Below are 24,923 nucleotides of genomic sequence, written 5' to 3' on the forward strand. Positions count from 1 at the left end.
TTAACTTTTTATTGCTGGTTATTTTGGTGCGTGCACTGGTGGCGTATCTTCAATAGCAGGTGTTTTACCTGCCCACTGTGCATTTAAACCAAATACCACTTTATTAACGATTAACGCAAAGGCTACACATACAATCAGTGTAATTGGCATTAAGTGAATATAGTGTAGTTCAGTATGTAGTGGCGAATTTTCAAACGTCAGCATGCCATACATAACCACGCCTAAAATTACCGCGGCAATACCTGCACGCGCATCCACATTTTTAAACAATAAGCCCACTACAAAAATTGAGAATATAGGCATACTTAACAAGCCGTTTAACTGTTGTAGTAAGTTAATAATGCTGTCAGCTTGCTGATAAATTGGCACAAGCACAAGCGTTAAACTAGTAAGTAACAACGTAACGTAGCCACTTAGCTTTACTACACTTGGCTCTTTATTAAAGTAAGCTTCGTGAATATCACACACGTAAAGTGCCGTAGCCGAGTTTAATAAGCTGTTATAAGTAGAAAGCACTGCTGCCGCCATTGCTGCGGCAAACACACCCGTTAACCAAGCAGGCATTACATCACCTACAATTCGGCCATAAGCTGCATCGCCAATGTCGCCATACAGTTTGTACGAAATAATACCCGGTAGCACCACAATCGCCGGTACAATTAAAAAGCGAATACCCGCTGCTGCAAATATCCCTTTTTGCGCTTCTTTAACGTTTGGCGCAGCCATTGCACGCTGGGTAATGGTTTGGTTAGTACCCCAGTAATACATTTGAATAAAGATCATACCGGTTAAAAGCGTAGGCCAAGGGATTGGCGAGTCAGCATCACCAATTAATGTTAAGCGCTCTTGTGGAATGCCGCTAAAGTCGTAATCAATCGCGTTAAGCGCTAAAAATACGACCAGTATTGCCATACCTAACACTAATAAACCATTGTAGGTATCGGATACGGCAACCGCTCGTAAGCCACCAAAAAATGCATAAATAGCGCCTACTAAAGCAAAAGCGGTCGCTATGTACATTAGCGGAATATCAACCTTAAACATGGTTTGCATAAATAGCGCACCAGAATAAATAACCGCAGGCATGTAAATTAGCGCATTACCTAAAAAGAATAAGCCACCAATAACAGCGCGAATATGCTTGTTGTTGTAGCGTTTTTCTAACAGCTCTGTGGTGGTTGTACAGTTGTACTTGTAATAAACAGGAATAAATACTTTGGCTAAAATAATAAGCCCTAAAATAGCCGCCAATTCCCACCACACGAGCAAGGCCATTTGATTGCCATTCATGCCCACCAGCTGGTCGGTACTTAAATTTGTGAGCGTAATTGAGCCTGCTACAAACATCCAAGTAAGGCCACCGCCCGCTAAAAAATACTCTTTTGTTTGATTATCACCACTATTACGGTTTTGGCCTCGGCACTTCCAATATGTAAGTCCACCAATTAAAGCGGTTACAAAGAAAAAAACCACCAACTGCAAAATGTTGTCTGACATGTGTGTGTCTCCAGCGCGTTAAACGCAATGTCTGTCTATGTGAACGTATTAACCTATCAAGGCTAATTAATAAATTGCACCTTACAGTGCGTGTGCATCTCGACTTAGTTCTAACTTAATTTGCTTTAATGGCATAAGTTCAGGATGCTGGTTGTGACGCTTTACTAACGCATTTAACTGAAACAACGAAATAAGCATGCTGTTAAGTACGCTCAGGTAACCTTGTTTGTGTAAATTGGCAATGGTATCGCTGTCTAAAGTTTGCAGTTTATCTTCATCAACAGTGCTCAAACCTTGAATAGTTTGCGCCTCGCCTTGTTCAAACTGCAAAACAATATCTATGTTTTTAATAAGCCCTAAGCGGGCAATTTCTTGGGTAAATTGGTACGTTTGATAATCATTTTTTAAATCGCTTTCTAGTAGCTTTTGCTGCGCACTTAAATACAGGCTTGGGTTGCCTTTGGCATCAAATAACGGCTCGCCTTGCTGGGTATTAACGGCTGAGCTTTGCTCATCAATAGCAATAAAGTAATCACTGCTATTTGCCTCACGAGTGAGTAAATAAAGCGGCTGGGTTTGCATGCACACAGGCGTGTACAGCGCTTGCCATTGATTGTTACTCACAAATAAACTTTGCTGAGCACTAAAGCTGGTTAAGCCGGAAATGGTGTAGCTGCCGTTGTGTGCGTTACGCGCTAAAAAAATAGGTAAATCGCAGGCTGCTTTTGCTACTTCGTTTGCACGTAGATTAACTAAATGCTGTGTTTTTGCGTATTCAACACCCGCATTAGGGTTAATTTTTATTGCTTGGTGTTGAGTATTTGATAGTTCACTAATTGCCATAGTTACACATCCTTAAACTGGGTTAGCCGCAAGCCACTGCTCAATATAAGCACGGTGAGGCGGCAACGTTTGCAACATCTGCTGTGTAAGCTGGCTGTTACGTTCAATTATTTGATTTGCTTGCGCATCGTTTGAGTACAAATACGCTTGCTTAGTAAAGTCGGGCTTAAAGCCCATACCGTATAAAACATACTGGTAACTGGCGGCAGGAAATAGCTCTAATGCGCCATGAAAATCTTGAATAAGAGGGCCACGCGTCCCCCAAAGCAGTAAATCTTCTTGTAAACTTTGCGGAATGCTTTGTGGTTGTACGTGCGCTTGCCAATAAGGCTCTGGGCGCTTAGTTAGCATGTAATGTAGTTTTAAAAAGTCGATAATACGCTGCCAGCGATAATCCATTTGCTCATTAAAGCGCTTTGCAACAATGGGCATTACTTGGGTATCGGCTGGCATGTGCTCTGCAACAAAGCGAGACGAAATTTCAACCAACATAATGGCGGTTGCTTCGAGGGGCTCTACAAAACCTGCCGACATTCCCACGGCAACACAGTTTTTGTGCCAAAACTTTTCGCGATAGCCTGACTCAAAACTTATTTTTCGGGCAGTTAAGCCTTTAGCGGCATCACCTAAATAGTTGCGTAAGTTTTGCTCGGCTTCTTCATCTGATAAAAACTTGCTTGAATATACATGCCCTACACCACGGCGATGCGTTAGGCCTATATCCCAAATCCACCCAGCATTTTGTGCGGTGGCAATGGTATGACTGGCCAGTGACTCATCACCTTCATCGTAGGGGACTTGCATAGCTAGGGCGCTGTCGTTAAATAATACGTGATCCATTTTTTTAAATGGCACGTTAAGGGCTTGGCCTAGTAACAGCGATGAAAAACCCGTGCAGTCTATGTATAAATCGGCGTTTATGGTGCGGGTTTGATCGGTTAAGGTAAGGGTGTCTATAGCCCCGCTTTCATCAAGCTTTACCTGATCAACGGTGCCAATAATGTGCTCAATGCCGAGTTTGCTCTTACAATGTTGCTTTAATAGCTCAGCAAAGGCACCGGCATCTAAATGATATGCGTAATTACAATTTGCTTGATACTCGCCTTGCGCAATGCCTCTCGGTGCTAGGTTTGCTTCGCAAATATCGTGCTGAAAATTAGTTTGCTGAGCAAAGTTTTCAACATTATCTAAATAGGGGGCTAAATCTATACGGCCGTAGCCTAGCGGTACCGTAAAGGGATGGTAGTAAAAATCGTTGTTGCCATGCGTCCAGTTTACAAATTTACCGCCTTGTTTAAAGGTGGCATTACAGGCTTTAAATACATCCACTTCCCGCAAACCAATTTGCTGAAGCGTGTTTTTCATAGTGGGCCAGGTACCTTCACCTACACCAATTGTTGGAATATCAGATGATTCTACCAACATCACTTTTAAGCCATCACCCTTATTACCTTGGTGATACGAAGCGATAATTGCAGCGCTCAGCCATCCTGCTGTGCCGCCACCAATTACGGCGATTGTTTTTATTGCTTTATTCATAACGGACTACTCTTTGAGTACTTTATTGATAACCGGTTAGACAACAAATGCCCTTTCGGGCATTTGTTTAAATTAGTCTCATTTTGTGCAAATTAGCTACTAACTTTATTAGTAACAGTACTTATAATGCACTGCAATGAAAACTAAGAGGCAATCGCTGCCTCTGCTATCAATTAAAACGTACCGCGAATACCAAACGCGTAACGTGAGCCATTATCTTCTACAGAGTAGATTTGATTAGCAAAACGGCCCGTTTGCACTAGCTCTTCTTCAGTAATGTTGATGCCTTCGGCAAAAATAGTGAAGTTTTCGTTGATATCGTAGCTTGCACTAATATCCCATTGACCGTACGTTTCTACATTCACTGGTTCGCCGTTAAAGCCGTTATCAACTAAGCGTAAAAAGCCCTCACGGTTGTTAAATGCAACACGTGCCTGCCAGTTATCTTGCTCGTAAAACAGCACTAAGTTTTGTGAATCACCTAACCCTTCAAGCGCAAATGTTTGGCTTGTATCGCCATCAACACTAATGTCGCTATCTACTACCGTGGCATTAGCAATAAAACCAAAGCCGTTTTCAAACATATGAGTTACACCGATTTCGTAACCCGTTACCGTTGCAGACTCGCCATTTTGCGGGCGGCTTACAGTGTAAACTTCTGAGCTACCGTTAAGTTCGGCATCGGTTTGATCAGTACAGGTTGTACACGCAAAATCAGGGCCTGTACGGTCAGTCATGTCGTATGTTTCGTCGCCGGTTAGGGTAACAATAAAGTCATCCACTTCTTTACTAAATACGGCAAAGCTAAATAAGTTAGCGTCGTTGTAGTACCACTCGTAAGAGATATCCCAGTTTTCAGATTGGAACGGCTTAAGTGCAGGGTTACCACCACTTGCTGTTAAGTTTTGACGACGAGGCTCGTTAAACGTGGTCGCAGGTGATAACTGTGACATAGTAGGACGAGTAATACTGTCGTACGCTGCAAAGCGTAAAATCATGTTGTCTTGCAGCTCAAGCTTAACGTTAAAAGAAGGAAGTAAGTTTGAGTAACTCGTCCCTTCTTGAATGTCTGTTGCCGGGCCAAATACGTTTTGGAATAAAGTGGCATCAGAGGTAGGAATAACATCGCTGATAAAGCTTTGTACAGCAGCTACTTCAATATCAGTTTCTGAGTAACGTGCACCCATGTTAACCGTAACTGGCATATCAGCTAGGTCAAAACCAATGGTAAAGTCCATGTAAAGGCTAGTGATGTCTTCGTTAATTGTGTAACGGTTATTTTGTAGTGTTGGCTCTACAGGGAAACCTTGGTCAGCAAGGTAATCAAGCATTTTATCGCCGTCGTAGCTATAAAATGTATCGATTAAACCTGGGAAGTAGTTACTTGCTGAGTAAGCTTCAAAATCAATTTCATCAAGTGGTGCTTCAGTGCCGTAACCACAAAATTGACATTGGCTACCAAAAATTTGGAAGCTTGATTTTTCACGTTCTTGACGATAAGCACCAAAGTTAATGCGATCAACAGGGCCTTTATCTGGTACATATTCAAAATCGGCTTTGATTTCGGTAATTTCATCTTCATCAGTAAACTGGTTACCAATTTCGTTGTAGTGAAGGCGCGCAAGGTTTGCATCTGGCAGCGAGCCATTTTCAAAACCATCATGCTGTACGGTAGGAACGCTACCGGTGCCGTCAAAGCTGTAGCTGTTAATAATACCCACTACGTTAAAGCGGTCATTACCAGCACGGTCGTTTTCAGCTGTTGAGCGAGATACGTCAAATTTTGCTTTTAATGACTCGTTTACTTGCCAGTCAACGTTAATACCAAATGCTTTGTTAGTTACATCACGCGAGTTACGTGTGTGTGATACAAAGTCGGTTGCAGGATTGCCACTGGCGTTACCTAAACCTACTTCTTGCGTAAAGGTAAGCAAGGTACCCGTTTCTGGATCGATTGTTGCGCTACCTACGCGGTCTGGTTCAAACCAAGAAGCTAAATCGCGTACTGATGAGTCCACTTCAAATTTTGAAATTAAACCATCTACGGTAATAGTAATATCGTCAGACGGTGCATATTGTAATACTAAACTTGCATTAGTACGTTCACGGTCTTGCTCATCTACAACTTGGTCCCAGTTACGTGGGATGTATGCATTGTCGTACAGTACGCCGTCTTGTGGATTTGAAATAGTTTGTCCACCGCGCCAACCAGCCGTTAAAATTTGGTTATTTTGCAGCTTACGTTGTTGGTTAGTGATGGCAAAAAGCACACCGAGCTTGTCGTCGTTAAACGTATTACTTACTAAAAATGAAGCCGATGGCGATACTTCTTCAGAAAGGCTTTCGTACATACCTTTTACTGAACCAATCACATGTAAGCCACCAAAATCGAATGGACGAGCTGTGGTTACGTTAACCGTACCACCAATGCCGCCTTCTTGAAGCGTTGCACTGTTACTTTTATAAATATCAGCGCCTGTGATTTGATCTGCCGCTAATACATCAAAATTAAATTCACGCCCTGCACTGTCAGTCGCAATTTGACGACCATTTACAAGTACCGTGTTAAATTGTGGGCCAAAACCACGAATTGTTACTGCTTGCCCTTCACCGCCACTACGGTCAATGGCTACACCTGTGATACGTTGCAGAGACTCTGCTACGTTTAAATCAGGAAATTTACCAAGATCTTCTGCTTTAATCCCATCGGTTACAACATTAGATGCTTTTTTATCTAACATTGATGAACGTAAGCTGCTGCGAATACCCGTTACTGCGATAACCTCAACATCTTTATCTACTACTGTCGGTGTGTCGCCTTCAGCGCCTTGAGCTGCAACGTGGCCGCTTGCCAATATGCCTGTAATAGCAATACTGAGTGCGGTTTTCTTGTTGAACGATAACTTATTGTTAATTATCATTTTTTAAAAACTCCTGATTGTGTGTAGTCATTTTGTCGTTGTGTGGTGTGTATAGCTTCAAATACTATTTATAATATAAATACTTTAAATTGAGCAAAAGTGCAACCTTTTCCTTAATTATGGCTATCTTTTTGTTACGTGTATTTTTCTTTTTGTTTTCTTTAATTTAACAGTGGAATTAGTACGTTATTGCGAAAACGCAAAAATTATTTGCTGATTATATTCTTCATTAGGCAATAAATTAGCTTTTGGATAATCGCTTCTATTTGCTGCATTGGGCCAGTTTTGAGCTTCTAAACACACTGCTTGGCGTGCTTTAAAAGGAGAACCTACAAAATTTGCCGTATAAAGCTGCATACCAGGTTGGGTACTTTTAAGGGTTAAATTAACGCCCGTGTGTGGCGAGGTTAATCTAGCCATTGTTTTTAAACGATTGTCATCACTAAAAATATAGCAATGATCAAAGCCACTACCGGCATCAAGCTGTGCATGCTGTGCGCACAGTGCATCGCCAATGGGCTTAGGGTAAGTAAAATCAAAGCAGCTGCCCGAGCCATCTTCATGATGGACAAGCGGTATAATGTTACTATCGATAGGTAAATACGTTGCGGTATTTATTTGCAGCAGGTGATTATTAATGCTCTCACTGCCTTCAAGATTAAAATAGCAGTGGTTGGTAAAGTTAACGAGAGTTTCTTTATCGGTAATGGCTTTGTAACTGAGGATTAGCTCGCCATTGCGTGCAGTAATTGTTTGCCAAACTTGTAATTGGCCAGGAAAGCCTTCTTCTCCATCTGCCGAGCAGTAATAGAGCTCCACTTCATTATTGCTTTGTTTAGTGACTTGCCACAGTACTTTATTAAAGCCTTTTTCGCCGCCGTGTAAGCTATTTGGGCCATTATTCGCTTTAAGTTGGTACTCTGTGCCTGATAATACAAAACGTCCGTTTTCAATACGATTTGCGTAGCGCCCGACTGTTGCCCCTAAATAAAATGGGTTTTCTAAATAATAAGCAGGTTCGTTAACGCACAGTGTCATCTCTTGGTTATTAAACTTTATGCTTTTGATAATAGCGCCAAATGGCAATATTTCTGCAGTTAAGCTTTTACCATCGCTAAGCGTTATTACCTCTAACGATTTATTGCCAGTTGTAGATGCCACATTCATTCTCCATAAACTACCAGCTCAACAGTACCTGTCATAGCGGTGCAACAATATATAATATAAATAGTATATAAGTGAGAAGCGTAACTCAATCAAAATGCGTTAAAATAACGCTATAAAAATTCACAGCTGTCGCTTGTGGTTTACATCACCGCTCCTCGTTGCGTGGAGCAAATGCACCTAGTTAAACTAGGTGATCGCTGAGTGCTGCGACTTCTGCTTCGCTTAAATTTTGTTTAGCTTTGTTTTTAAAGTTATAACGCACTAATACAGTTTTACCCACAACACAGCATTTACCTTGCTGCCACGCCTCTTGCTTAATGGTAAAAGAGCTATTTCCTACATGCTCAACAGCTGTTTTAATCGTCACTTCGTGAGCATAAAATAATTCCCCTACAAACGATGCTTCTATTTTAGCGATGATCAGTTTCCAGCCGTGTGGGTTTAGATCGGGGGTAAAAAATTTAAAAATAGGGACGCGTGCGGCTTCAAACCACACTGGTAGTACGGTATTGTTGATGTGTCCGAGTGCATCTGTTTCGCTAAAGCGCGGCATCACTTTTTCAATAAACATAAAAATCCAAATAATAACTAAATAAAAAGGTAAATCATGACGGACTTTATCCACGTTATTGATAACGCGTTAAGCGATGATTTTTGCGATAACTTTATTACCACATTCTCTAACAGCCCGCATGTAAAACAAGGTGTAACCTCTGGTGGTGTGGACTTAAAAAAGAAAGACAGCCACGACCTGCAATTAAACAGTTACCCAGAATACGCCCAACAATTAAAGCATATTCAGCAAACCACTGCACAGCATGTTTTTAACTATGTAGAAGCACACTTTTTTATGCTAATTGGCGCATTTGGCTTAAAAGTGTATCACCCAAAAACGGGGGATGTGGTGGATTTAACACAGGATAACTTTGACGAAGTAGGCAAACCACAGCTCTCTGTGCTGGTGCAGCAAATATTTAGACTTGGGAACATTCAGGCGCAAAAGTACGAGGTAAATAAAGGCGGCTACCCTTACTGGCATAGTGAAGTGTATCCACAGCTACAACACAATGAAGCACTGCACCGTGTATTATTATTTATGTTTTATTTAAACGATGTAGAGGAAGGTGGCGAAACAGAGTTTTATTATCAAAAACGTAAAATTGCGCCTAAAAAAGGCACTATGGTCATTGCCCCTGGCTACTTTACGCATACCCATCGAGGTAATAAGCCGGTATCGAACGATAAATATATATTAACTTCATGGGTGCTATTTAATCGCGCAGAGCACATATACGGCACACCTAAAAGCTAAAACAGTCAGCGGTCAAAAGCTAACTAACCGCTGACTACTTTAATGCATTTGAGCTTTAATAAGAGTTATTCAAAAGCGCAGATTTGTATTCATACCAATCCGCGATAATACTTAATTATGCGGATTGGTATAAACTGTCAGTTTCAAAGAAGTTGATCAAACAAATCAAATAACTTATCTAGCTCTTCGGTGGTGTTGTAATGCATACAACCAATGCGCACTACACCGCCTTTATCAAGTACGCCTAACTGCTCACATAAGCCTTGTGCATAAAAATGTCCATCCCATACACAAATATGCTGTTTGCCTAAAAACTCAGACACCTCACGCGGCTCTAGCCCTTCAAAGGTTAAAGCAAATGTAGGCGTACGCTCGTTTAAGCGCTCAAGGTCATCAATACCAAATAGCTTAATGCGCGGGTAATTAACTAAACGCGTTAAAAAGTACTCACTAAGCGCCATTTCGTGCTGCTTTGTTTTAGCAAAAGCCGCAGTTAACTTTTCACGGCGCGTGTGGCCTTCATCAAGCCCGCTAATTGCAGCAATGTAATCAACAGCGGCAATAAAACCTGCTAAGGCTTCGAAGCTTTGCGTGCCTGTTTCCCATCGACCTGGTGCTACATCTTTAGCTGGTTCTACTTTGTAAGGCGTAAAACCTTCAAGATGCTGTGTTTTACCGTACACCATGCCTAAGTGAGGACCAAAAAACTTATAGGCAGAACAGGCCAAAAAGTCGCAATCAAGGGCCTGAACATCAACAAGCTCGTGCGGTGCATAATGCACGGCATCAACGTACACTAATGCGCCTACAGCATGGGCAAGCTCTATAATACGTTTTATATCGTTAATAGAACCCGTAGTATTTGAAGCGTAAGTTACCGCAACCAGTTTAGTATTGCTGTTTAATAAGCTTTCAAACTGCGCCATATCTAAGCTGCAATCAGCCTCGTTAATTAAAGCGGTTTGAACTTTAACGCCTTTATCTTGCGCTGCTTGCTGCCATGACGATACATTTGAGAAGTGATCAGCGTTAGTCACAATAATCTCATCACCGGCTTGCCAATCACGTGAAATAGCACGGCTAAAGCTAAAGGTAAGGCTGGTCATATTAGGGCCAAACACTATATTTTGTGCACTTGGCGCATTAAGCAAATCGGCTGCTGCTTGGCGCGCATTTGCCATTAACTCAACGGTTTTATCACTTGAAAAAAACGCACCGCCTAAGTTTGAGTTGTAGTGCCCTAAATAAGCTGTCATTGCATTTAGTACAGACTGCGGCACTTGAGAGCCACCGGGGCCATCTAAAAATATTGGCGATTTACCATCAACGGTTTGTATTAATGCAGGAAACTGCTCACGTAGTTGCGCTATGTTCATGAGCATTCCTTAAGAGGTAAGTACAAAACAATCCAGGTAACCTGGCTTGTTTGTATCTACTTTGTTCATTGGCGTGGCATTGTGCCAAACTTGACGGTCGTTTATTAGTGCAAACATTCCGTCTTTAATTTCCATTTTAAAACACGGTTCAGCTTGCTTGTTTTCGTATACTAGCAGCTCGCCGCCTTCTAAGTTTTCGTGAGAAACACCACATACACAAACATGGTCAAACCCATCTTGATGCACACCTTCAGGTGCTGCCGGCGTATCGCTATCAATGGCAAGCATTCTAAATTGGTGAATTTCAATATCACGGCCTTCATCAATGCCGGTAAGCTCACAAAACTCACTTACAATGCTTTTCATACCTTCTGACTCAAGTAAGCTTTGCTCTAAGTTTTCATAAGTACGCTCAACATTACCCTGAAAGGTGTTAATAGAATCGTCTTGAACAAACGCTTTGGCAGCTTGTAGTTTTAGCTCACCATTTTGAAATTTAATTACCGAGTAACGACGCTTACGAAATTCACCATCTGCATACGGATTAGCAGGTAGGTTATCAAAAGAAGGCTTAACCAAATCAATATTTGCTTGGTTAATAAAACGAAGTTGCAGTAAATTCTGGTTGTTTAATGCAGTCATAAAATCTCGCTTAAAATAATGAGAATATTGAAAGAGATTTTAATGCATGTAGAAAGGAATATTTGCTTTATTATTTATATAAAAAGTGGGTAATGGTTATATTTAATTCAATTAAAACTCATTACAGCATGAAATATTCAATTTTATTTTAACCAATAAAAAACCCGCCTAAGCGGGTTTTTTTAAAACAGGTTTAGATTATACAGCTTGCTGAATAATTACGTTGTCTGCTTTTTTAGTGTACTGAGGCATACGGTGGAAGTTCAAGTAACGGTATGTATCTGCAGCCGTTGCATTGATTTTCTCTGCGTATTCTTGGTACTCAGCTGGTGTAGGTAATTTACCTAAAATTGCCGCTACTGCAGCAAGCTCAGCTGATGCTAAGAATACATTTGCGCCTGTACCTAAACGGTTAGGGAAGTTACGTGTTGAGGTAGAAACAACCGTTGCTTTATCAGCAACACGTGCTTGGTTACCCATACACAGTGAACACCCTGGCGTTTCGATACGTGCACCAACACGACCAAAGATACCGTAGTAACCTTCGTCAGTTAGTTGGTCTTTATCCATCTTCGTTGGTGGAGCTACCCAAAGTTGAGTTGGGATACGACCTGTAAAGCCATCTAGTAATTTACCCGCAGCACGGAAGTGACCAATGTTAGTCATACAAGAACCGATGAATACTTCGTCGATTTTCTCGCCAGTAACATCAGAAAGTAAACGCGCATCATCTGGGTCATTTGGAGCACAAAGGATTGGCTCTTTAATTTCTGCTAGGTCGATTTCTACAACGTGCTTGTACTCTGCATCAGCGTCAGCTTCCATAAGTTCTGGGTTAGCTAACCACTCTTGCATTGCATTAATACGACGTTCGATTGTACGTACATCGCCGTAACCTTCAGAGATCATCCACTTAAGCATAACAATGTTAGACTCAAGGTATTCGCTGATAGACTCTTTAGAAAGCTTAACAGTACAACCTGCTGCTGAACGCTCTGCTGATGCATCTGATAATTCAAACGCTTGCTCAACAGTTAAGTGCTCAACACCTTCAATTTCTAGTACGCGACCAGAGAATTCGTTGATTTTACCTTTTTTCTCTACTGTTAATAAGCCTTGCTTAATACCGTAGTAAGGGATTGCGTGTACTAGGTCACGTAAAGTGATACCTGGTTGCATTTCACCTTTAAAGCGAACCAAAATAGACTCAGGCATATCAAGTGGCATAACACCTGTTGCTGCTGCGAACGCTACTGCACCTGAACCCGCTGGGAACGAAATACCTAATGGGAAACGTGTATGTGAATCACCACCAGTACCTACAGTATCAGGTAATAACATACGGTTTAACCAAGAGTGAATTACACCATCACCAGGGCGAAGTGAAACACCGCCACGGTTCATGATGAAATCAGGAAGCGTATGGTGAGTGTTTACGTCAATTGGTTTAGGGTAAGCAGAGGTATGACAGAATGACTGCATTGTTAAATCTGCAGAGAAACCTAAACATGCTAAGTCTTTAAGCTCATCACGTGTCATAGGACCTGTAGTATCTTGCGAACCTACAGTGGTCATTTTAGGCTCACAGTATTGGCCTGGGCGAATACCTGCTACGTTACATGCTTTACCAACCATTTTTTGCGCTAGTGTAAAGCCTTTATCAGACACTTCTGTTACTGCTGGTACTTTAAATACGTCAGTAGCACCTAAACCTAAAGAGGTACGTGCTTTGTCTGTTAAACCACGACCAATGATTAGAGGAATACGGCCGCCGGCACGTACTTCATCTAAAATTACGTCTGATTTAAGCTCAAAAGTAGAGATAACGTCATCTGTACCGTGGCGCTTAACTACACCTTCGTATGGGTAAATATCAATTTGATCACCCATGTTGAACTCATCAACATTTAACTCGATTGGTAACGCACCTGAATCTTCCATTGTGTTGAAGAAGATAGGCGCAATTTTGTTACCTAAACATACACCACCAACGCGCTTATTAGGTACGTATGGGATATCATCACCCATAAACCAAAGCACAGAATTAGTTGCAGATTTACGAGAAGAACCAGTACCTACAACGTCACCTACGTATGCAAGTGGTAAACCTTGTGTTTTTAATTCTTCAAGTTTAGTGATTGGACCTACTTCACCCGCTTTGTCAGGAGTGATACCGTCGCGCTCATTTTTTAGCATTGCTAAAGCATGAAGTGGGATATCTGGACGTGACCATGCATCTGGTGCTGGTGATAAATCATCAGTGTTTGTCTCGCCGGTTACTTTAAATACAGTAACAGAGATTTTTTCAGCAACAGCTGGCTTGTTAGTAAACCATTCAGCGTCTGCCCAAGATTGAATAATCTTTTTAGCGTGCTCGTTGCCTGCTTTTGCTTTTTCTTCTACGTCGTAAAATGCATCAAACATTAATAATGTGTTTGATAGGCCTTTTACAGCGATAGGCGCAAGTGTTTCGTCATCAAGTAGCTCAATCATTGGGGCGATGTTGTAACCACCTAACATTGTACCTAATAATTCTGCTGCTTTTTCTTTAGATACTAATGGAGATTGTGCTTCGCCTTTAGCAACTGCCGCTAAAAAGCCTGCTTTGATGTATGCTGCATCATCAACGCCTGGTGGTACGCGGTTGATTAGTAAATCTAAGATGAACTCTTCTTCACCCGCTGGTGGGTTTTTAATTAGTTCAATAAGATCAGCCGTTTGCTGAGCATCTAATGGCGCTGGTACGATACCTAACGCGGCACGTTCTTCTACGTGTTTACGATATTCTTGTAGCACAATATTGCCCTCTTGGTGACGTGAAAGTATTCGGTAGCGCCTCATGCGCAAAAAAAGTAACCCAATACTTATAGTATTCTAACGCGGGATTATAAAGCTTTTATGTATAGATGAAAATCCATCCAGCTAAGCAACTGATTATACCGACTATAAATATTATGAATAGTGGTAAGCGTAAATTCTATTTTCGTGAATGTTTGTTAAGTAATAATCATTCTTGTTTAATCAAATTAATACTGCATATGCTGTTTTAAAGGCATAAAAAAACCCAGCACTAAGCTGGGTTTTTAAAATAAAGTAAGTAACTATTAACGCTTAACTTTTACACGTTCAATAGATTTTACATGTGCTTCTACACGACGGTTTTCAGCGTGAGCTTCTTTCGTGTTAGCTGTGTTTTTAAGACGTTCTTCACCTAGACCGACAGTTGTAATGCGATCTTCAGCAATGCCATCTTTAATTAGCTCTTGTGCTACATCATCAGCACGCTTTTTAGAAAGCATCTTGTTGTAGTTTGCGTTACCTACCGCTGACGCGTGGCCTTCAAGTAGTACAGTTGTATCTTCGTGCTCTTTTAAGAACTCAGATACTGATGCAATATCGTCAAAGTAACGTTGACCAACTTGTGCAGAATCATGTGGGAAAGTAACTAATAAGCTTGTTGTTACTTCACGGTCTTCGTATAAAGTACAGCCATCGCCATCAACAGCGTCTGTCATTGGCGTGTTAGGACATTTATCATCTTTATCTAGGATGTTGTCGTTGTCGCTGTCTTTAGGTTCTACAGGTACTTCTACTACTGCTGTAGGCGCTGGTTCTACAGGCTGTGCAGGCATAGAGTTTTGGCCAAATAAGTAGTTAATACCAATTTTAGCACCTACATCTGTGTAACCTTTATCAAGACCTTGGTATACCGCAGTTTCAGCGTTTACGAAAAAGCCATCAGTAATAAAGTGTTGGTAACCAACACCTGCGTTTAAGAATGTGTTGTCATCTACTACGTCCATTTCTTTAATACCGAATAGACCGTAGAAAGGACCGCCGTCAAGGTGGTAAAGCGCATCAATACCGTAACGCTCGCCGTCGATATTATTACGATTGCCCGCAGCTTTATCGAACGCGTTAAAGTCCATATCTGCATACTCAAGGCGTGCGCTCCAGTAATCGCTGAAACGGTAACCTGCTTCTACACCCCAACCAGTTGACTCGTTTACGTCAAGGCCAGCTTGAGCGCGCATGTTTTCCCATGACGCATCATAGTAGTCACCAAATGCACCAATGTAGAAACCTTCTTCTTTATCGGCAGCGAATGTAGACGCGCTAGTTGCAGCTAACGCAATTGCAATTGTAAGTGATTTTAATTTCATTGTTTTCTTCCCATTTTAACAACTTAGAAAATTGTAGCTAATCAATACTAGCTCAACCAGTTTTGTACACACTACCCGAGCTTTTGTTAATCGATACTTAACGAAAAATAAAGTTTATAAATTTTTTCAACGATCTACAGGCATTCCAACCACCAATTGTAGGTTAAGTAAAAATTTTTACCTAATCTGCAATTAATAAATTATGGTAATTTATAAATAGTTACTTTTTATGAATGCGCACAATAACACCGAGTGTGTAACTGCTCAATCATTGTACACTGCATTATTTAAAAATGACTATTTATAATCAAAAACTTACAATTAATTACAATACTTAAGTACCGCAAAAAGTTTGATAGCCCTTGTCATCTTTACCTGTCTCTTGAAAGCGGGCTAAGTTAGCTGATTTATCATATGGGTTACTCATCACCGTTAACAAGTCGCTTAGCAGCTCGCTCTCGCCGTGTTGATTATATTGCGCAAGGATTTCTTCGACGATGTGATTACGCGGTATAACCCTTGGGTTAGCCGCTCTCATTAGGTTATAGCTGTTTTCATCACATCTTTTTTGCCATAACTGGGCCCATTGCGTTAATTCATTTGGCACTTTGCCACCCTTTAGTGACTCAGTTAGGGCATCAAAGGTATTGGTGTAATCGAGCTTATGCTCTTGAAATAACAATAATAACTTACTTACAAGCTCTACATCGTCTTCGTTATAACCTGCTAAGCCTAATTTTTGTGCCCACATTTGATTATATTGCTCGTTAAATAACGTAGAAAACTGATTAATTAGCGGCGTCATTAAACTTACAGCTTGTTCGTCATCTTCATCTATTAGCGGTATTAGGCTTTCGGCTAAACGCGCGCAGTTCCAACTTACAATATTTGGCTGATTACCATAGGCATAGCGACCTTGCTTATCAATTGAGCTAAACACGGTATCAAAATCAAAGGTATTCATCATTGCACACGGGCCGTAGTCGATAGTTTCGCCGCTTATCAAGGTATTATCAGTATTCATAACGCCATGAATAAAGCCTACTCGCATCCAGCTAATAACCAGCGCTAGCTGACTATTTATAACGGCTGCTAAAAAGTCTAAATAGCGCTGAGCCCCTGTTGATTGAATACTTGGGTAATGACGCTCAATGGCTACATCAGCTAATTTTTTTAATCCCTTTACATCACCTTGAGTTGCTAAATACTGAAACGAGCCAACGCGAATATGGCTACTTGCTAAGCGGGTAACAATTGCGCCTGGTTGCGGCGGATTACGATAAACAGCTTCACCTGTGCCTACAACAGCCAAACACCGCGTGGTTTTAATCCCTAAGCCGTGCATAGCTTCGCTCATAATATACTCGCGAATAGCGGGGCCTAGTGCACATCGCCCATCGCCTCCTCTTGAAAAAGGAGTGGCGCCTGAGCCTTTTAACTGAATATCCCACAGCTGATTTTTATCATCGCTGATAGCCCCCAGTAAGTGCGCTCGCCCATCACCCAAGCGCGGCGAAAAGTGCCCAAACTGATGCCCAGAATAGCCAAGCGCTACAGCACATAACGGTTGAGGCTCGTTACCAGCAAAAGTACTGGCGCGCAGCGCAGGCTCAACATCTATATTAAACTGCTGTGCTAACGCTTCGTTCCACAGCAGCAATTGCGGGGCAGCAACGCTTGAAGGTTGATCCTCTATTGCAAAGTTATCTGCTATGTCTGTGTATCTTGGCACTAGTTTCATGGTTAATCCTCTGTTTGTTGGCTTATGCCTACGCGATTGTCGCCCACGCTGTAAGCCACAATTAAGCTAAGTTCTTGCAGGCTCAAACCACTTTGCTTTTGCATTTCGTTAAAAAACGCCTGTGCGGCAGTGAGCGATTTTTTAGTTTGCAGGCCGCCATCTATAATTTTGTGCGCTCTTAGGTAACTTTCTACATCTCGCGAAAGTAAAAAAGTATCTTTACCAAGCGCTCTTAAGGCATACGGGCCTGTATTGCCGCCCAAACGGGCGCCGTGTTTTTTTAAATGCGCCCATAAACCAATAATGTCATCGCCTGGCCAGTTAGCTACAAACTTGCTAAAACTGCCATGTTGCTGAGCTATTTCGTGGATCATGTAGGCATTTTCAGGAATTGTTTTTACTTTTTTATAATTACGAATAATGCGCTCATCAGTTGCTTTTTGCTCGAGCATATCGGGCGGCATCATAAGTAATTTATCAACACTAAATTGCCAAAAAACCTCTCTAAAACCTGGCCATTTACTGTTTATTACCGACCAGTAAAACCCGCTTTGAAATACTTTTCGGGTAAACTCTTCAAGCCAATCGTCGTCACTTAATGCGCTTAATGCTTTTTTAGATAAGGGTTTTGCGAGTAATAACTTAAGCATTTTTTCAGAACCTTTTCGCTCTACTGCTCGCTTATAAATATCGCTAAATTTTTCCATACTTATTAAATACCTCATCACTGCTCATAGGGTTAGTTTACGAGAAAAGCAGCCAATACGTAACCACCCACATTTTCGATGAACTAATCTGTATCCTGCAACTTGACACCTAGACGGCTAAAATGTTTTAATCGCCGCAATTACCCTATTTAAATTGTATTTTGTTAAACCTTTTGCGGTTAAACAAAATACAAAGGGCTAGAAGAGGTGCGTTATTCAGGTAGCGTATGTTAGGAGCGCAAACTCCAGTGAGCATATGTGAGGGGAATACCGCCGAGAGGTAAACGCTTTTGCGAAGCAATTACTTCGGGCGACTAGGTTGAATCCTAGCGACTGTCACCAATAGCTGTTTTAGAGCAGCTTATTAGTTTGGTGGAGAGCTTCTGGTCTTAAATAATAAGGCCGTGCGCCCTATTATTTTAAGCCCATTCGCTCTTCGAATACTGTTCGAATGACGTTAATGCGGCTCACATCATACAGCCTCCTTAATATCTCGAACACCTTATAGGTTCGTAAGAGATGATTCACAACTTCAATTTAGACGACTACGCACTGTGGACAGCGCTTGTTACGCCGTTTGATCAACAAGGTAATGTTGACTACGACACGCTCACAACACTTGTTAGCGAACAAGAAGCGGCACACAACGGTATTTTACTGCTCGGTAGCACAGGTGAAGGCTTAGCCCTTACACTTAAAGAGCAGCAAGGCATTGTTGAGCACGTGTGCCAATTAAAACCCAGTGTACCGCTTATGGTTGCTGTTGGTGGTAGTAACTTGGCCCAACAAAAAGAATGGGTTAGCTACTGTAACCAATTACCTATTCACAGCTACTTATTAGGCTCGCCTCTTTATGCAAAACCAGGGGCTGTAGGTCAAACACATTGGTACGAAAGCTTATTAAACGAAAGCGCGCATCCGTGTATGTTGTACAACGTACCTGGGCGCAGCGGTGTAAGCATTCCTATCGAAACCATTGAAAACTTAAAAGCGCACCCAAAACTGTGGGCTTTAAAAGAAGCCAGTGGCAACATCACCCAATTTGAAGCATACCGACAAGCCGCGCCTAATTTAGCGCTATACAGTGGCGACGATGCACTTATGCCCTACTTTGCCCAAGCAGGTGCAAAAGGCTTAGTTTCGGTTGCGGCCAATGCATGGCCTTTGCAAACACACGAATTTGTAAAGCGCAGCCTAAGCGGTCAACACCCCAATTTATTTGCTCAGTGGACTCGCGCTATCAATAGCCTATTTGCTGTAGCAAACCCTATTCCCGTTAAAGTGCTAATGCACCAGCAAGGGCGTTTAAATAGCCCACTGTTGCGCCCACCTTTAACGCATCTTGAGTTAACGCAAACCGATTGCATCACCACTGCAAACGACACCATTTTATCTTGGCATTAAACACAGGTTTTTATAATGAGCTGGTTAGAACTACTAAATAATTTAGAATCGGGCGCAGTACGCGCAGCATCACAAAACGAAAGCGGCCAATGGGAAGCTAACGTAGAAGTAAAACAAGGCATTTTAGAAGCCTTTAAAAATGGCACTAACACAGAGTTTGCAGGCGGGTTTGTTGATAAGCACAACCTTGCACCGCAAGAATTTAGCACTGAAGATGGCGTGCGTATGGTACCAGGTGGCACCAGTGTTCGCCGCGGTGCCTACGTAGCTAAAGGCACTATTATTATGCCACCAGCGTACGTAAATATTGGCGCATACATCGACGAAGGTACTATGGTTGATAGCCACGCATTAGTGGGTTCATGTGCACAAGTTGGTAAAAATGTACATTTAAGCGCGGCTGTTCAACTTGGTGGTGTACTTGAGCCAATTGGGGCAAGCCCTGTAGTGGTTGAAGACGATGCGTTTATTGGCGCAGGTTGTGTTATTGTTGAAGGCGTAGTGGTTAAAAAAGGCGCTGTACTTGCACCAGGTGTGCGTTTATCTGCAACTATTCCGGTTTACGACTGTGTTAACGAGCGCCAGCTAGATAAAGGCGAGCCAATTCCAGAGTACGCTATTGTAATACCAGGTTCTCGCCCTGCGTCTAACGAATGGGCTCGTGAGCAAGGCCTAAGCATGTCGTGTGCACTCATTGTTAAATACCGCGACGAGCAAAGCGATGCATCGTTATTGCTAGAAGAGGTTTTACGATAATGAGCTTTTTGAGCACGCCTATCAAGGCCGCCGTAAATACACTTACTCAGCAACTTGATACACCTTTTTTTGTTTACGACTTAGACAAACTAAACGCACACCTTACCCGTTTAGTTGCGCAAACCGATGTAAAGCTTTGGTATGCGGTAAAAGCCAATCCGCTTTCTAAGGTTATTCAATGCCTAGACAGCGCCGGATTTAACTTTGACGTAGCAAGTAAAGGTGAGCTTGAACAAGTCCTTGCACAAGGTATTAGTTCACAGCGCGTGCTCAACACAGGGCCTGCAAAGAGCCCTAAACAAATTAAACACTTTATTGAGCGCGGCGTGCGTATTTTTGTTGCCGAAAGCCTCAATCAAGTACGTTGGTTAAACCAGCAAGCGCAGCTGCAAAATACGCAGCTGCAAGTATTACTGCGTGTGCAATTACGCTGGCCAGAAGGTGAAAAAAACCCATTAGGGGGTGACAGCCTTACTCCGTTTGGGCTTGGTTGCGATGAATGGCAAGCGCTCAATACTGGCGATTACCCAGCACTTAATTTTGATGGCCTGCATATTTTTCAGTGGGGCAACATGCTTAGCACGCAAAAGCTAAGCGAGCTGTGGTCGCAAATGATTGCACCGCTTACCACCTTGGCTAATAACTTAAATATAAACCTTAAAATTTTAGACTTAGGCGGCGGTTTAGGTATTCCTTACACATCAAACGATGCAACACTTGAGTGGGATGGATTAATCACCGCGCTGGCAAAAATTAAAAAAGATGCGGGTGTAGACGAGCTTTGGATGGAGCTTGGACGTTACGCTGTAGGCGAATGCGGACATTACGCGAACCCCGTCGTTGAGTGCAAACAAAACTACGGGCAACAGCAAGTTATTTTAACCGGTGGTATTAACCACTTATTGCGCCCAGCTGTTACAAGCCAAGATTTTCCTGCGGCGTTACTGCGCGAATCAACAGCGCCAGAACAAGCAATGAGCTTATACGGCCCATTATGTACTGCCCTTGATTGCTTAGGCGAGCATACCCTACCAAGCGATTTAAACGAGCAAGACTGGCTGGTGTTTAGCCAATGTGGCGCCTATGGTTTTACCGAAAGCATGCCGTATTTTTTATGCCATGAGTTAGCAGCTGAATACGTGTTACAAAAGGGCGAACTCACGTGTATACGCCAAGCTGAAGATGCCAGCCACTATTTAAGGTAATAAACATGAGCATAACAACACCCATCAGCCAAGAAAATATTGTAGTAGGGGAAGTAGCAAACGGCTTACCGCTAACCATTCCTGTATATCGCTTAAAAGGTGATGGCACAGGTCCAAGCGTGTATATTCAAGCCAATATGCACGGTGCTGAAGTGCAAGGTAACGCGGTTATTTTTCAGCTATTAGAGCAATTAAAACAGCTTAATTTAAAAGGCGATATTACCTTAGTCCCTTATGCTAACCCTATAGGTTGTAATCAAAAATCAGGGGAATTTACCCTTGGCCGATTCGACCCTATTACTGGCACTAACTGGAACCGTATGTATCACTACAATAGTGATTTAGTTACCCAGTTTGCACACGAGCATAGCCAGTACGACGATGCAGCTTTAAAAAGTAACTTTAAAAAAGCCCTGCTTGATGAAATAGATGCCAAACTTAATGGCCCAGCTTACTTGCTCAATACCGGTAAACGCATTGCGCTTAACCTGCAAAAGCTTGCGCATCAAGCAGATATCGTGCTCGACTTACACACGGGGCCTATTTCAAGTAAGCATCTGTACTGTCCAACGTATGCCAGCGACAGCGCACGTTATTTTAATATTGAACACGTACTGCTTATTCCAAGCGACTTTGATGGCGCAATGGATGAAGCTAGCTTTTGCCCATGGTGGCATCTAAGTGATGCACTTAGTGCGCAAGGCAGGGACTTCAATGTACAGGTTGAGGCCTTTACAGTAGAGCTAGGCAGCCAAGAAAAAATAGATTTAGCAGCCGCCTTTGACGATGCAAACAGCATTTTAAGCTATTTGAACCATAAAAATGTATTGGTAGATGCAGCGCATCAACCTAAGCAGATGACCCGTTATGCGTGCCATTTAGATGACTACTTTGCTTATTATGCGCCGATTGGCGGCATGGTTGAGTATGTTGCCCCGTTAGGCGCACACATAAAGGCAGGCGAGCCAATAGCCCATATATTACGCATGGAGCGCTATTTAACTGAGCAACCCCTACAAACATTAAGCCTCGATTGCGATGCAATTGCTATTTTGCATTTTGCCTCAGCAAGCGTAAACCAAGGCACTGAACTTTATAAGTTTTTTACTAACGTATTTGAGTTATAACGCACCGCGCTATAACTCCCCCTTCTCATTGCGTGAGAGTAAGTTAACTAACTTACAATATAAGCGGCTATATGCCGCTTTTTTTGATCTGTGATAACGGTGTAAACGTAAGGTAATCAAATAAGTGTAAATTCAGTGAAAGTTCACCGTTACAAATGTAAAAACACGTTATAATTTATAAATCTACCTTACTCTCAAAGGAATAAACAATGAGCTGGCGTTATTGGATTGCAGTTACGGCTTTACTAAGCACCCCCTCTTTTGCCCAACAAGAGGTTAAAAAAAATGAACAAGACAACGACATAGAGCTAGTTAAGCAATGTATTTTAAATGAAGTAATTGGTGGCGATGGTAAGCAAACCTTAGACGAGCTGCGCACAAAATGCTCAGCCCTTGAAGAAAACAAACAACTTACCGCACTTGATAAACGCAAGGCTCGCGAAGAGGTAAGTAAAAAAAATCGTAACGTAATTACGCCGCATAAACGTAACTACATTTTACCTTTATCGTATGTCTCCCACCCTAACGATCGCCCGTTTGATGGCTTTGACGAGCTAACAGATGAAGAAAATGGCGAACCCCTTGACAACCTAGAGGCTAAATATCAGCTTTCTATTAAGGTGCCACTGTACGATGATTTTGCAGATGACGACCAAGCCATATTTTTTGGCTTTACCTTGCAGTCGTATTGGCAAATTTATAACTCAGAGATTTCTTCTCCGTTTCGTGAAACCAACTACGAACCAGAAATATTTTGGGTAAACTACCTAGACCAAGAAAACGTACTTTGGGGCGACGAAATGGCCATAGCGCTGGGTATTTCGCACCAATCTAATGGCCGCAGCCAGCCAAACTCTCGTTCATGGAACCGAATTTACGCCGATTTTATATGGGAAAAGAGCGGTTTTGTATTTAGCTTTAAACCTTGGTATCGCATTGCCGAGGATGAAAAAGACAATATATTAGAAGCCGATGGCGACGACAATCCAGATATTTACAAATACATGGGTTACTTTGAATTTGGCGGGGCGTATCGTTATCAGGATCATGAGTTTAGCTTTATGACGCGTAATAATTTAAATTCAGATAACCGTGGTGCACTTCAACTAGATTGGTCATTTCCGCTTTGGGGTCGTTTGCGTGGCTACGCACAATATTTTAACGGTTACGGTGAAAGCCTAATTGATTATAACGCTGATGTAGAGCGTATTGGTGTAGGTATATTACTTACCGATTTACTATAATTTATTAATACGCCATAAAAAAAGCCAAGCCCTTTTATAAAGTGCTTGGCTTTTTTATTAAAGCGTTACTCGTTATTTTTTAACCGCAAACACCCCTTCAAACTCTGCAACAACATCGCTGCCATCAAATATAGTAACAGGTACTACGTAACTTGCTTTGCCTGTTGTTTCTAGCTCACTGAGTTTACCTTTACAGGTTTGCACATCAACACAACCGCGTGGGTCGGTATTAAGTGGTTTTAAGTATTTTATAGTGGCATCGGCTAATACAATATTGCCCTCAAGCCCTGCCTCTTTAAGCGCTAAGTACGTTGCGCCCCAACCTGTTAAGGTTGCTAAGCTGTATATAGAGCCTGCAAACATGGTGTTGTGTAGGTTTAAGTTAGCGTCTAAATCAGCACGCGTTGTAAACTGCCAGTCTGTGTAGCTTTCTACTTTTATACCCATTGCATCACTAATTGGGATTGATTCACGCCAAATATTTTGCAGTACTTGCGTCCAATCAGGGTGGCGAAACCAACCCGGCTCACTAGGCTTTTGCTTAATCATTTTGAAATGTTGTACATCGCCATACGCTAAGTGGGCTTTTTCTTTTAGCTCGTAGCCGTGGCGCTTATAAAACTCAAGCGCACGCTCGCGAGCAAATAACACTAATTCGCCTGCATTTTGCGTCCATGCTATTTTTTCAAGCTCGTGTAATAAACGGCTACCAATATGCTGGTTACGGTTGCCTTCGGCTACGGCCATGTAACGTACTTGCGCTTGTTCATGGTTGTTAAAGTGTAAACGGGCCACACCAAGCACATCACCGTTGTTATTTTTAATAAAGCGATGCTCTGAGTCTTGTTCCATATCATCTTGTTCAGAGCCACGAGGCTCATTCCAAGGCGCACGTAGTACTTCCCAACGTAATTGATAGTACGCTTGCCAGTCTTCGCTGCTCTGCGGTGTAGTTACTTGAAACATATATACTCCTGTTGTTTTGCCGTAAATAAAAAATAAAGGCTACGGCATGTAATCCAACTGAATAACTCTTTAACCTGCACATTGGTTTTTACATTAGAAAATTAAAGATTAAGTTGGTTGGAATTATTATGGCAAATACCATACTCCATCTTTTAAACACTGCCAATACGACTTTGGTAAGCAAGCGAAAAAATAACTGTTTTACCCATAGCATCAGCTAGTTTATGCTGGGCCTTTAGAGATTGAACATGCACTGAGCGAAGGGTTCTGCCTAGGGGAAATTTACTCTTTGTTGCCTACATGGGTGTAAGCC

General features: G+C 42.0%; 19 protein-coding genes and 1 riboswitch. Of the genes, 6 read left to right on the forward strand and 13 right to left on the reverse strand.

Annotated elements, in window-relative coordinates:
- Nucleotides 1-18: 18 nt before the first annotated feature.
- From B2R65_RS14225 to B2R65_RS14250, 6 genes are all read right to left on the reverse strand, one after another.
- Nucleotides 19-1,497 carry an SLC5 family protein gene (locus B2R65_RS14225; RefSeq protein WP_024032020.1) on the reverse strand — a complete coding sequence of 493 codons (1,479 nt, stop codon included), beginning with the start codon at nucleotides 1,495-1,497 and terminating at the stop codon, nucleotides 19-21.
- 81 nt (nucleotides 1,498-1,578) lie between these two features.
- Nucleotides 1,579-2,340 carry a SapC family protein gene (locus B2R65_RS14230; protein ID WP_029774126.1) on the reverse strand — a complete coding sequence of 254 codons (762 nt, stop codon included), beginning with the start codon at nucleotides 2,338-2,340 and terminating at the stop codon, nucleotides 1,579-1,581.
- A 12-nt stretch (nucleotides 2,341-2,352) separates the two neighbouring features.
- Nucleotides 2,353-3,879 (reverse strand): tryptophan halogenase family protein, encoded by a 1,527-nt coding sequence (locus tag B2R65_RS14235; protein WP_054983383.1) that lies wholly within the window; start codon nucleotides 3,877-3,879, stop codon nucleotides 2,353-2,355.
- A 173-nt stretch (nucleotides 3,880-4,052) separates the two neighbouring features.
- Nucleotides 4,053-6,800: a TonB-dependent receptor gene (locus B2R65_RS14240; protein WP_286743705.1), complete on the reverse strand. Its 2,748-nt coding sequence runs from the start codon at nucleotides 6,798-6,800 to the stop codon at nucleotides 4,053-4,055.
- 186 nt (nucleotides 6,801-6,986) lie between these two features.
- The gene (locus B2R65_RS14245; RefSeq protein WP_286743708.1) at nucleotides 6,987-7,961 is read right to left on the reverse strand and encodes an aldose epimerase family protein; all 975 of its coding nucleotides are present in this window, start codon (nucleotides 7,959-7,961) and stop codon (nucleotides 6,987-6,989) included.
- Nucleotides 7,962-8,148: 187 nt separating this feature from the next.
- Complete coding sequence (locus tag B2R65_RS14250) at nucleotides 8,149-8,538, reverse strand: acyl-CoA thioesterase (RefSeq protein WP_286743710.1); 390 nt, start codon at nucleotides 8,536-8,538, stop codon at nucleotides 8,149-8,151.
- A gap of 36 nt (nucleotides 8,539-8,574) precedes the next feature.
- On the opposite strand from B2R65_RS14250, the gene B2R65_RS14255 reads away from it, so the two are divergent.
- Nucleotides 8,575-9,279 carry a 2OG-Fe(II) oxygenase gene (locus B2R65_RS14255; RefSeq protein WP_004588165.1) on the forward strand — a complete coding sequence of 235 codons (705 nt, stop codon included), beginning with the start codon at nucleotides 8,575-8,577 and terminating at the stop codon, nucleotides 9,277-9,279.
- A 143-nt stretch (nucleotides 9,280-9,422) separates the two neighbouring features.
- Here the strand turns inward: B2R65_RS14255 and B2R65_RS14260 are convergent, their stop codons facing one another.
- From B2R65_RS14260 to B2R65_RS14285, 6 genes are all read right to left on the reverse strand, one after another.
- Nucleotides 9,423-10,655 (reverse strand): cysteine desulfurase-like protein, encoded by a 1,233-nt coding sequence (locus B2R65_RS14260; protein WP_286743713.1) that lies wholly within the window; start codon nucleotides 10,653-10,655, stop codon nucleotides 9,423-9,425.
- A 9-nt stretch (nucleotides 10,656-10,664) separates the two neighbouring features.
- A complete protein-coding gene (locus B2R65_RS14265; RefSeq protein ID WP_004588163.1) occupies nucleotides 10,665-11,297 on the reverse strand; it encodes a 2OG-Fe dioxygenase family protein in 633 nt (210 codons plus the stop codon).
- 198 nt (nucleotides 11,298-11,495) lie between these two features.
- Complete coding sequence (gene acnB / locus B2R65_RS14270) at nucleotides 11,496-14,093, reverse strand: bifunctional aconitate hydratase 2/2-methylisocitrate dehydratase (RefSeq protein WP_004588162.1); 2,598 nt, start codon at nucleotides 14,091-14,093, stop codon at nucleotides 11,496-11,498.
- Between the two features lie 308 nt (nucleotides 14,094-14,401).
- Nucleotides 14,402-15,460, reverse strand: a complete 1,059-nt coding sequence (locus B2R65_RS14275; RefSeq protein WP_004588161.1) for an OmpA family protein — start codon at nucleotides 15,458-15,460, stop codon at nucleotides 14,402-14,404.
- Between the two features lie 334 nt (nucleotides 15,461-15,794).
- On the reverse strand, nucleotides 15,795-17,201 hold the full coding sequence (locus B2R65_RS14280; RefSeq protein WP_286743717.1) for a protein adenylyltransferase SelO: 1,407 nt from the start codon (nucleotides 17,199-17,201) through the stop codon (nucleotides 15,795-15,797).
- 2 nt (nucleotides 17,202-17,203) lie between these two features.
- The gene (locus tag B2R65_RS14285; RefSeq protein WP_024032011.1) at nucleotides 17,204-17,908 is read right to left on the reverse strand and encodes a DNA-3-methyladenine glycosylase I; all 705 of its coding nucleotides are present in this window, start codon (nucleotides 17,906-17,908) and stop codon (nucleotides 17,204-17,206) included.
- 194 nt (nucleotides 17,909-18,102) lie between these two features.
- Nucleotides 18,103-18,299, forward strand: a riboswitch (Lysine riboswitch).
- Between the two features lie 128 nt (nucleotides 18,300-18,427).
- Between B2R65_RS14285 and dapA the strand changes: the two genes are divergently transcribed.
- The 5 genes from dapA (at nucleotide 18,428) to B2R65_RS14310 (ending at nucleotide 23,644) form a co-directional block, all read left to right on the forward strand.
- Nucleotides 18,428-19,312, forward strand: a complete 885-nt coding sequence (dapA, locus tag B2R65_RS14290) for a 4-hydroxy-tetrahydrodipicolinate synthase (protein WP_029773500.1) — start codon at nucleotides 18,428-18,430, stop codon at nucleotides 19,310-19,312.
- Nucleotides 19,313-19,327: 15 nt separating this feature from the next.
- Entirely contained in the window at nucleotides 19,328-20,068 is a 741-nt protein-coding gene (locus B2R65_RS14295) for a 2,3,4,5-tetrahydropyridine-2,6-dicarboxylate N-succinyltransferase (RefSeq protein ID WP_054983375.1), read from the forward strand.
- Nucleotides 20,068-21,273, forward strand: a complete 1,206-nt coding sequence (locus B2R65_RS14300; RefSeq protein ID WP_286743723.1) for a PLP-dependent decarboxylase — start codon at nucleotides 20,068-20,070, stop codon at nucleotides 21,271-21,273. Before B2R65_RS14295 ends, B2R65_RS14300 begins: the two co-directional genes overlap by 1 nt.
- A gap of 5 nt (nucleotides 21,274-21,278) precedes the next feature.
- Nucleotides 21,279-22,400 (forward strand): succinylglutamate desuccinylase/aspartoacylase family protein, encoded by a 1,122-nt coding sequence (locus B2R65_RS14305; RefSeq protein ID WP_286743726.1) that lies wholly within the window; start codon nucleotides 21,279-21,281, stop codon nucleotides 22,398-22,400.
- A 209-nt stretch (nucleotides 22,401-22,609) separates the two neighbouring features.
- On the forward strand, nucleotides 22,610-23,644 hold the full coding sequence (locus B2R65_RS14310) for a phospholipase A (RefSeq protein WP_273587794.1): 1,035 nt from the start codon (nucleotides 22,610-22,612) through the stop codon (nucleotides 23,642-23,644).
- A 72-nt stretch (nucleotides 23,645-23,716) separates the two neighbouring features.
- On the opposite strand, the gene B2R65_RS14315 is transcribed toward B2R65_RS14310, so the two are convergent.
- On the reverse strand, nucleotides 23,717-24,610 hold the full coding sequence (locus tag B2R65_RS14315) for a bifunctional GNAT family N-acetyltransferase/hotdog fold thioesterase (protein WP_024032005.1): 894 nt from the start codon (nucleotides 24,608-24,610) through the stop codon (nucleotides 23,717-23,719).
- Nucleotides 24,611-24,923 lie beyond the last annotated feature (313 nt).

This window comes from Pseudoalteromonas sp. UBA2102 (genome assembly GCF_002331165.1).
Classification (GTDB): domain Bacteria; phylum Pseudomonadota; class Gammaproteobacteria; order Enterobacterales; family Alteromonadaceae; genus Pseudoalteromonas; species Pseudoalteromonas atlantica.

What these genes read in the sequence shown, in the direction of transcription:
- B2R65_RS14225 (WP_024032020.1), bottom strand. Translation starts at nt 1,497, where the DNA reads ATGTCAGACAACATTTTGCAGTTGGTGGTTTTTTTCTTTGTAACCGCT.
- B2R65_RS14230 (WP_029774126.1), bottom strand. Translation starts at nt 2,340, where the DNA reads ATGGCAATTAGTGAACTATCAAATACTCAACACCAAGCAATAAAAATT.
- B2R65_RS14235 (WP_054983383.1), bottom strand. Translation starts at nt 3,879, where the DNA reads ATGAATAAAGCAATAAAAACAATCGCCGTAATTGGTGGCGGCACAGCA.
- B2R65_RS14240 (WP_286743705.1), bottom strand. Translation starts at nt 6,800, where the DNA reads ATGATAATTAACAATAAGTTATCGTTCAACAAGAAAACCGCACTCAGT.
- B2R65_RS14250 (WP_286743710.1), bottom strand. Translation starts at nt 8,538, where the DNA reads ATGTTTATTGAAAAAGTGATGCCGCGCTTTAGCGAAACAGATGCACTC.
- B2R65_RS14255 (WP_004588165.1), top strand. Translation starts at nt 8,575, where the DNA reads ATGACGGACTTTATCCACGTTATTGATAACGCGTTAAGCGATGATTTT.
- B2R65_RS14260 (WP_286743713.1), bottom strand. Translation starts at nt 10,655, where the DNA reads ATGAACATAGCGCAACTACGTGAGCAGTTTCCTGCATTAATACAAACC.
- B2R65_RS14265 (WP_004588163.1), bottom strand. Translation starts at nt 11,297, where the DNA reads ATGACTGCATTAAACAACCAGAATTTACTGCAACTTCGTTTTATTAAC.
- B2R65_RS14275 (WP_004588161.1), bottom strand. Translation starts at nt 15,460, where the DNA reads ATGAAATTAAAATCACTTACAATTGCAATTGCGTTAGCTGCAACTAGC.
- B2R65_RS14280 (WP_286743717.1), bottom strand. Translation starts at nt 17,201, where the DNA reads ATGAAACTAGTGCCAAGATACACAGACATAGCAGATAACTTTGCAATA.
- B2R65_RS14285 (WP_024032011.1), bottom strand. Translation starts at nt 17,908, where the DNA reads ATGGAAAAATTTAGCGATATTTATAAGCGAGCAGTAGAGCGAAAAGGT.
- dapA (WP_029773500.1), top strand. Translation starts at nt 18,428, where the DNA reads ATGATTCACAACTTCAATTTAGACGACTACGCACTGTGGACAGCGCTT.
- B2R65_RS14295 (WP_054983375.1), top strand. Translation starts at nt 19,328, where the DNA reads ATGAGCTGGTTAGAACTACTAAATAATTTAGAATCGGGCGCAGTACGC.
- B2R65_RS14300 (WP_286743723.1), top strand. Translation starts at nt 20,068, where the DNA reads ATGAGCTTTTTGAGCACGCCTATCAAGGCCGCCGTAAATACACTTACT.
- B2R65_RS14305 (WP_286743726.1), top strand. Translation starts at nt 21,279, where the DNA reads ATGAGCATAACAACACCCATCAGCCAAGAAAATATTGTAGTAGGGGAA.
- B2R65_RS14310 (WP_273587794.1), top strand. Translation starts at nt 22,610, where the DNA reads ATGAGCTGGCGTTATTGGATTGCAGTTACGGCTTTACTAAGCACCCCC.
- B2R65_RS14315 (WP_024032005.1), bottom strand. Translation starts at nt 24,610, where the DNA reads ATGTTTCAAGTAACTACACCGCAGAGCAGCGAAGACTGGCAAGCGTAC.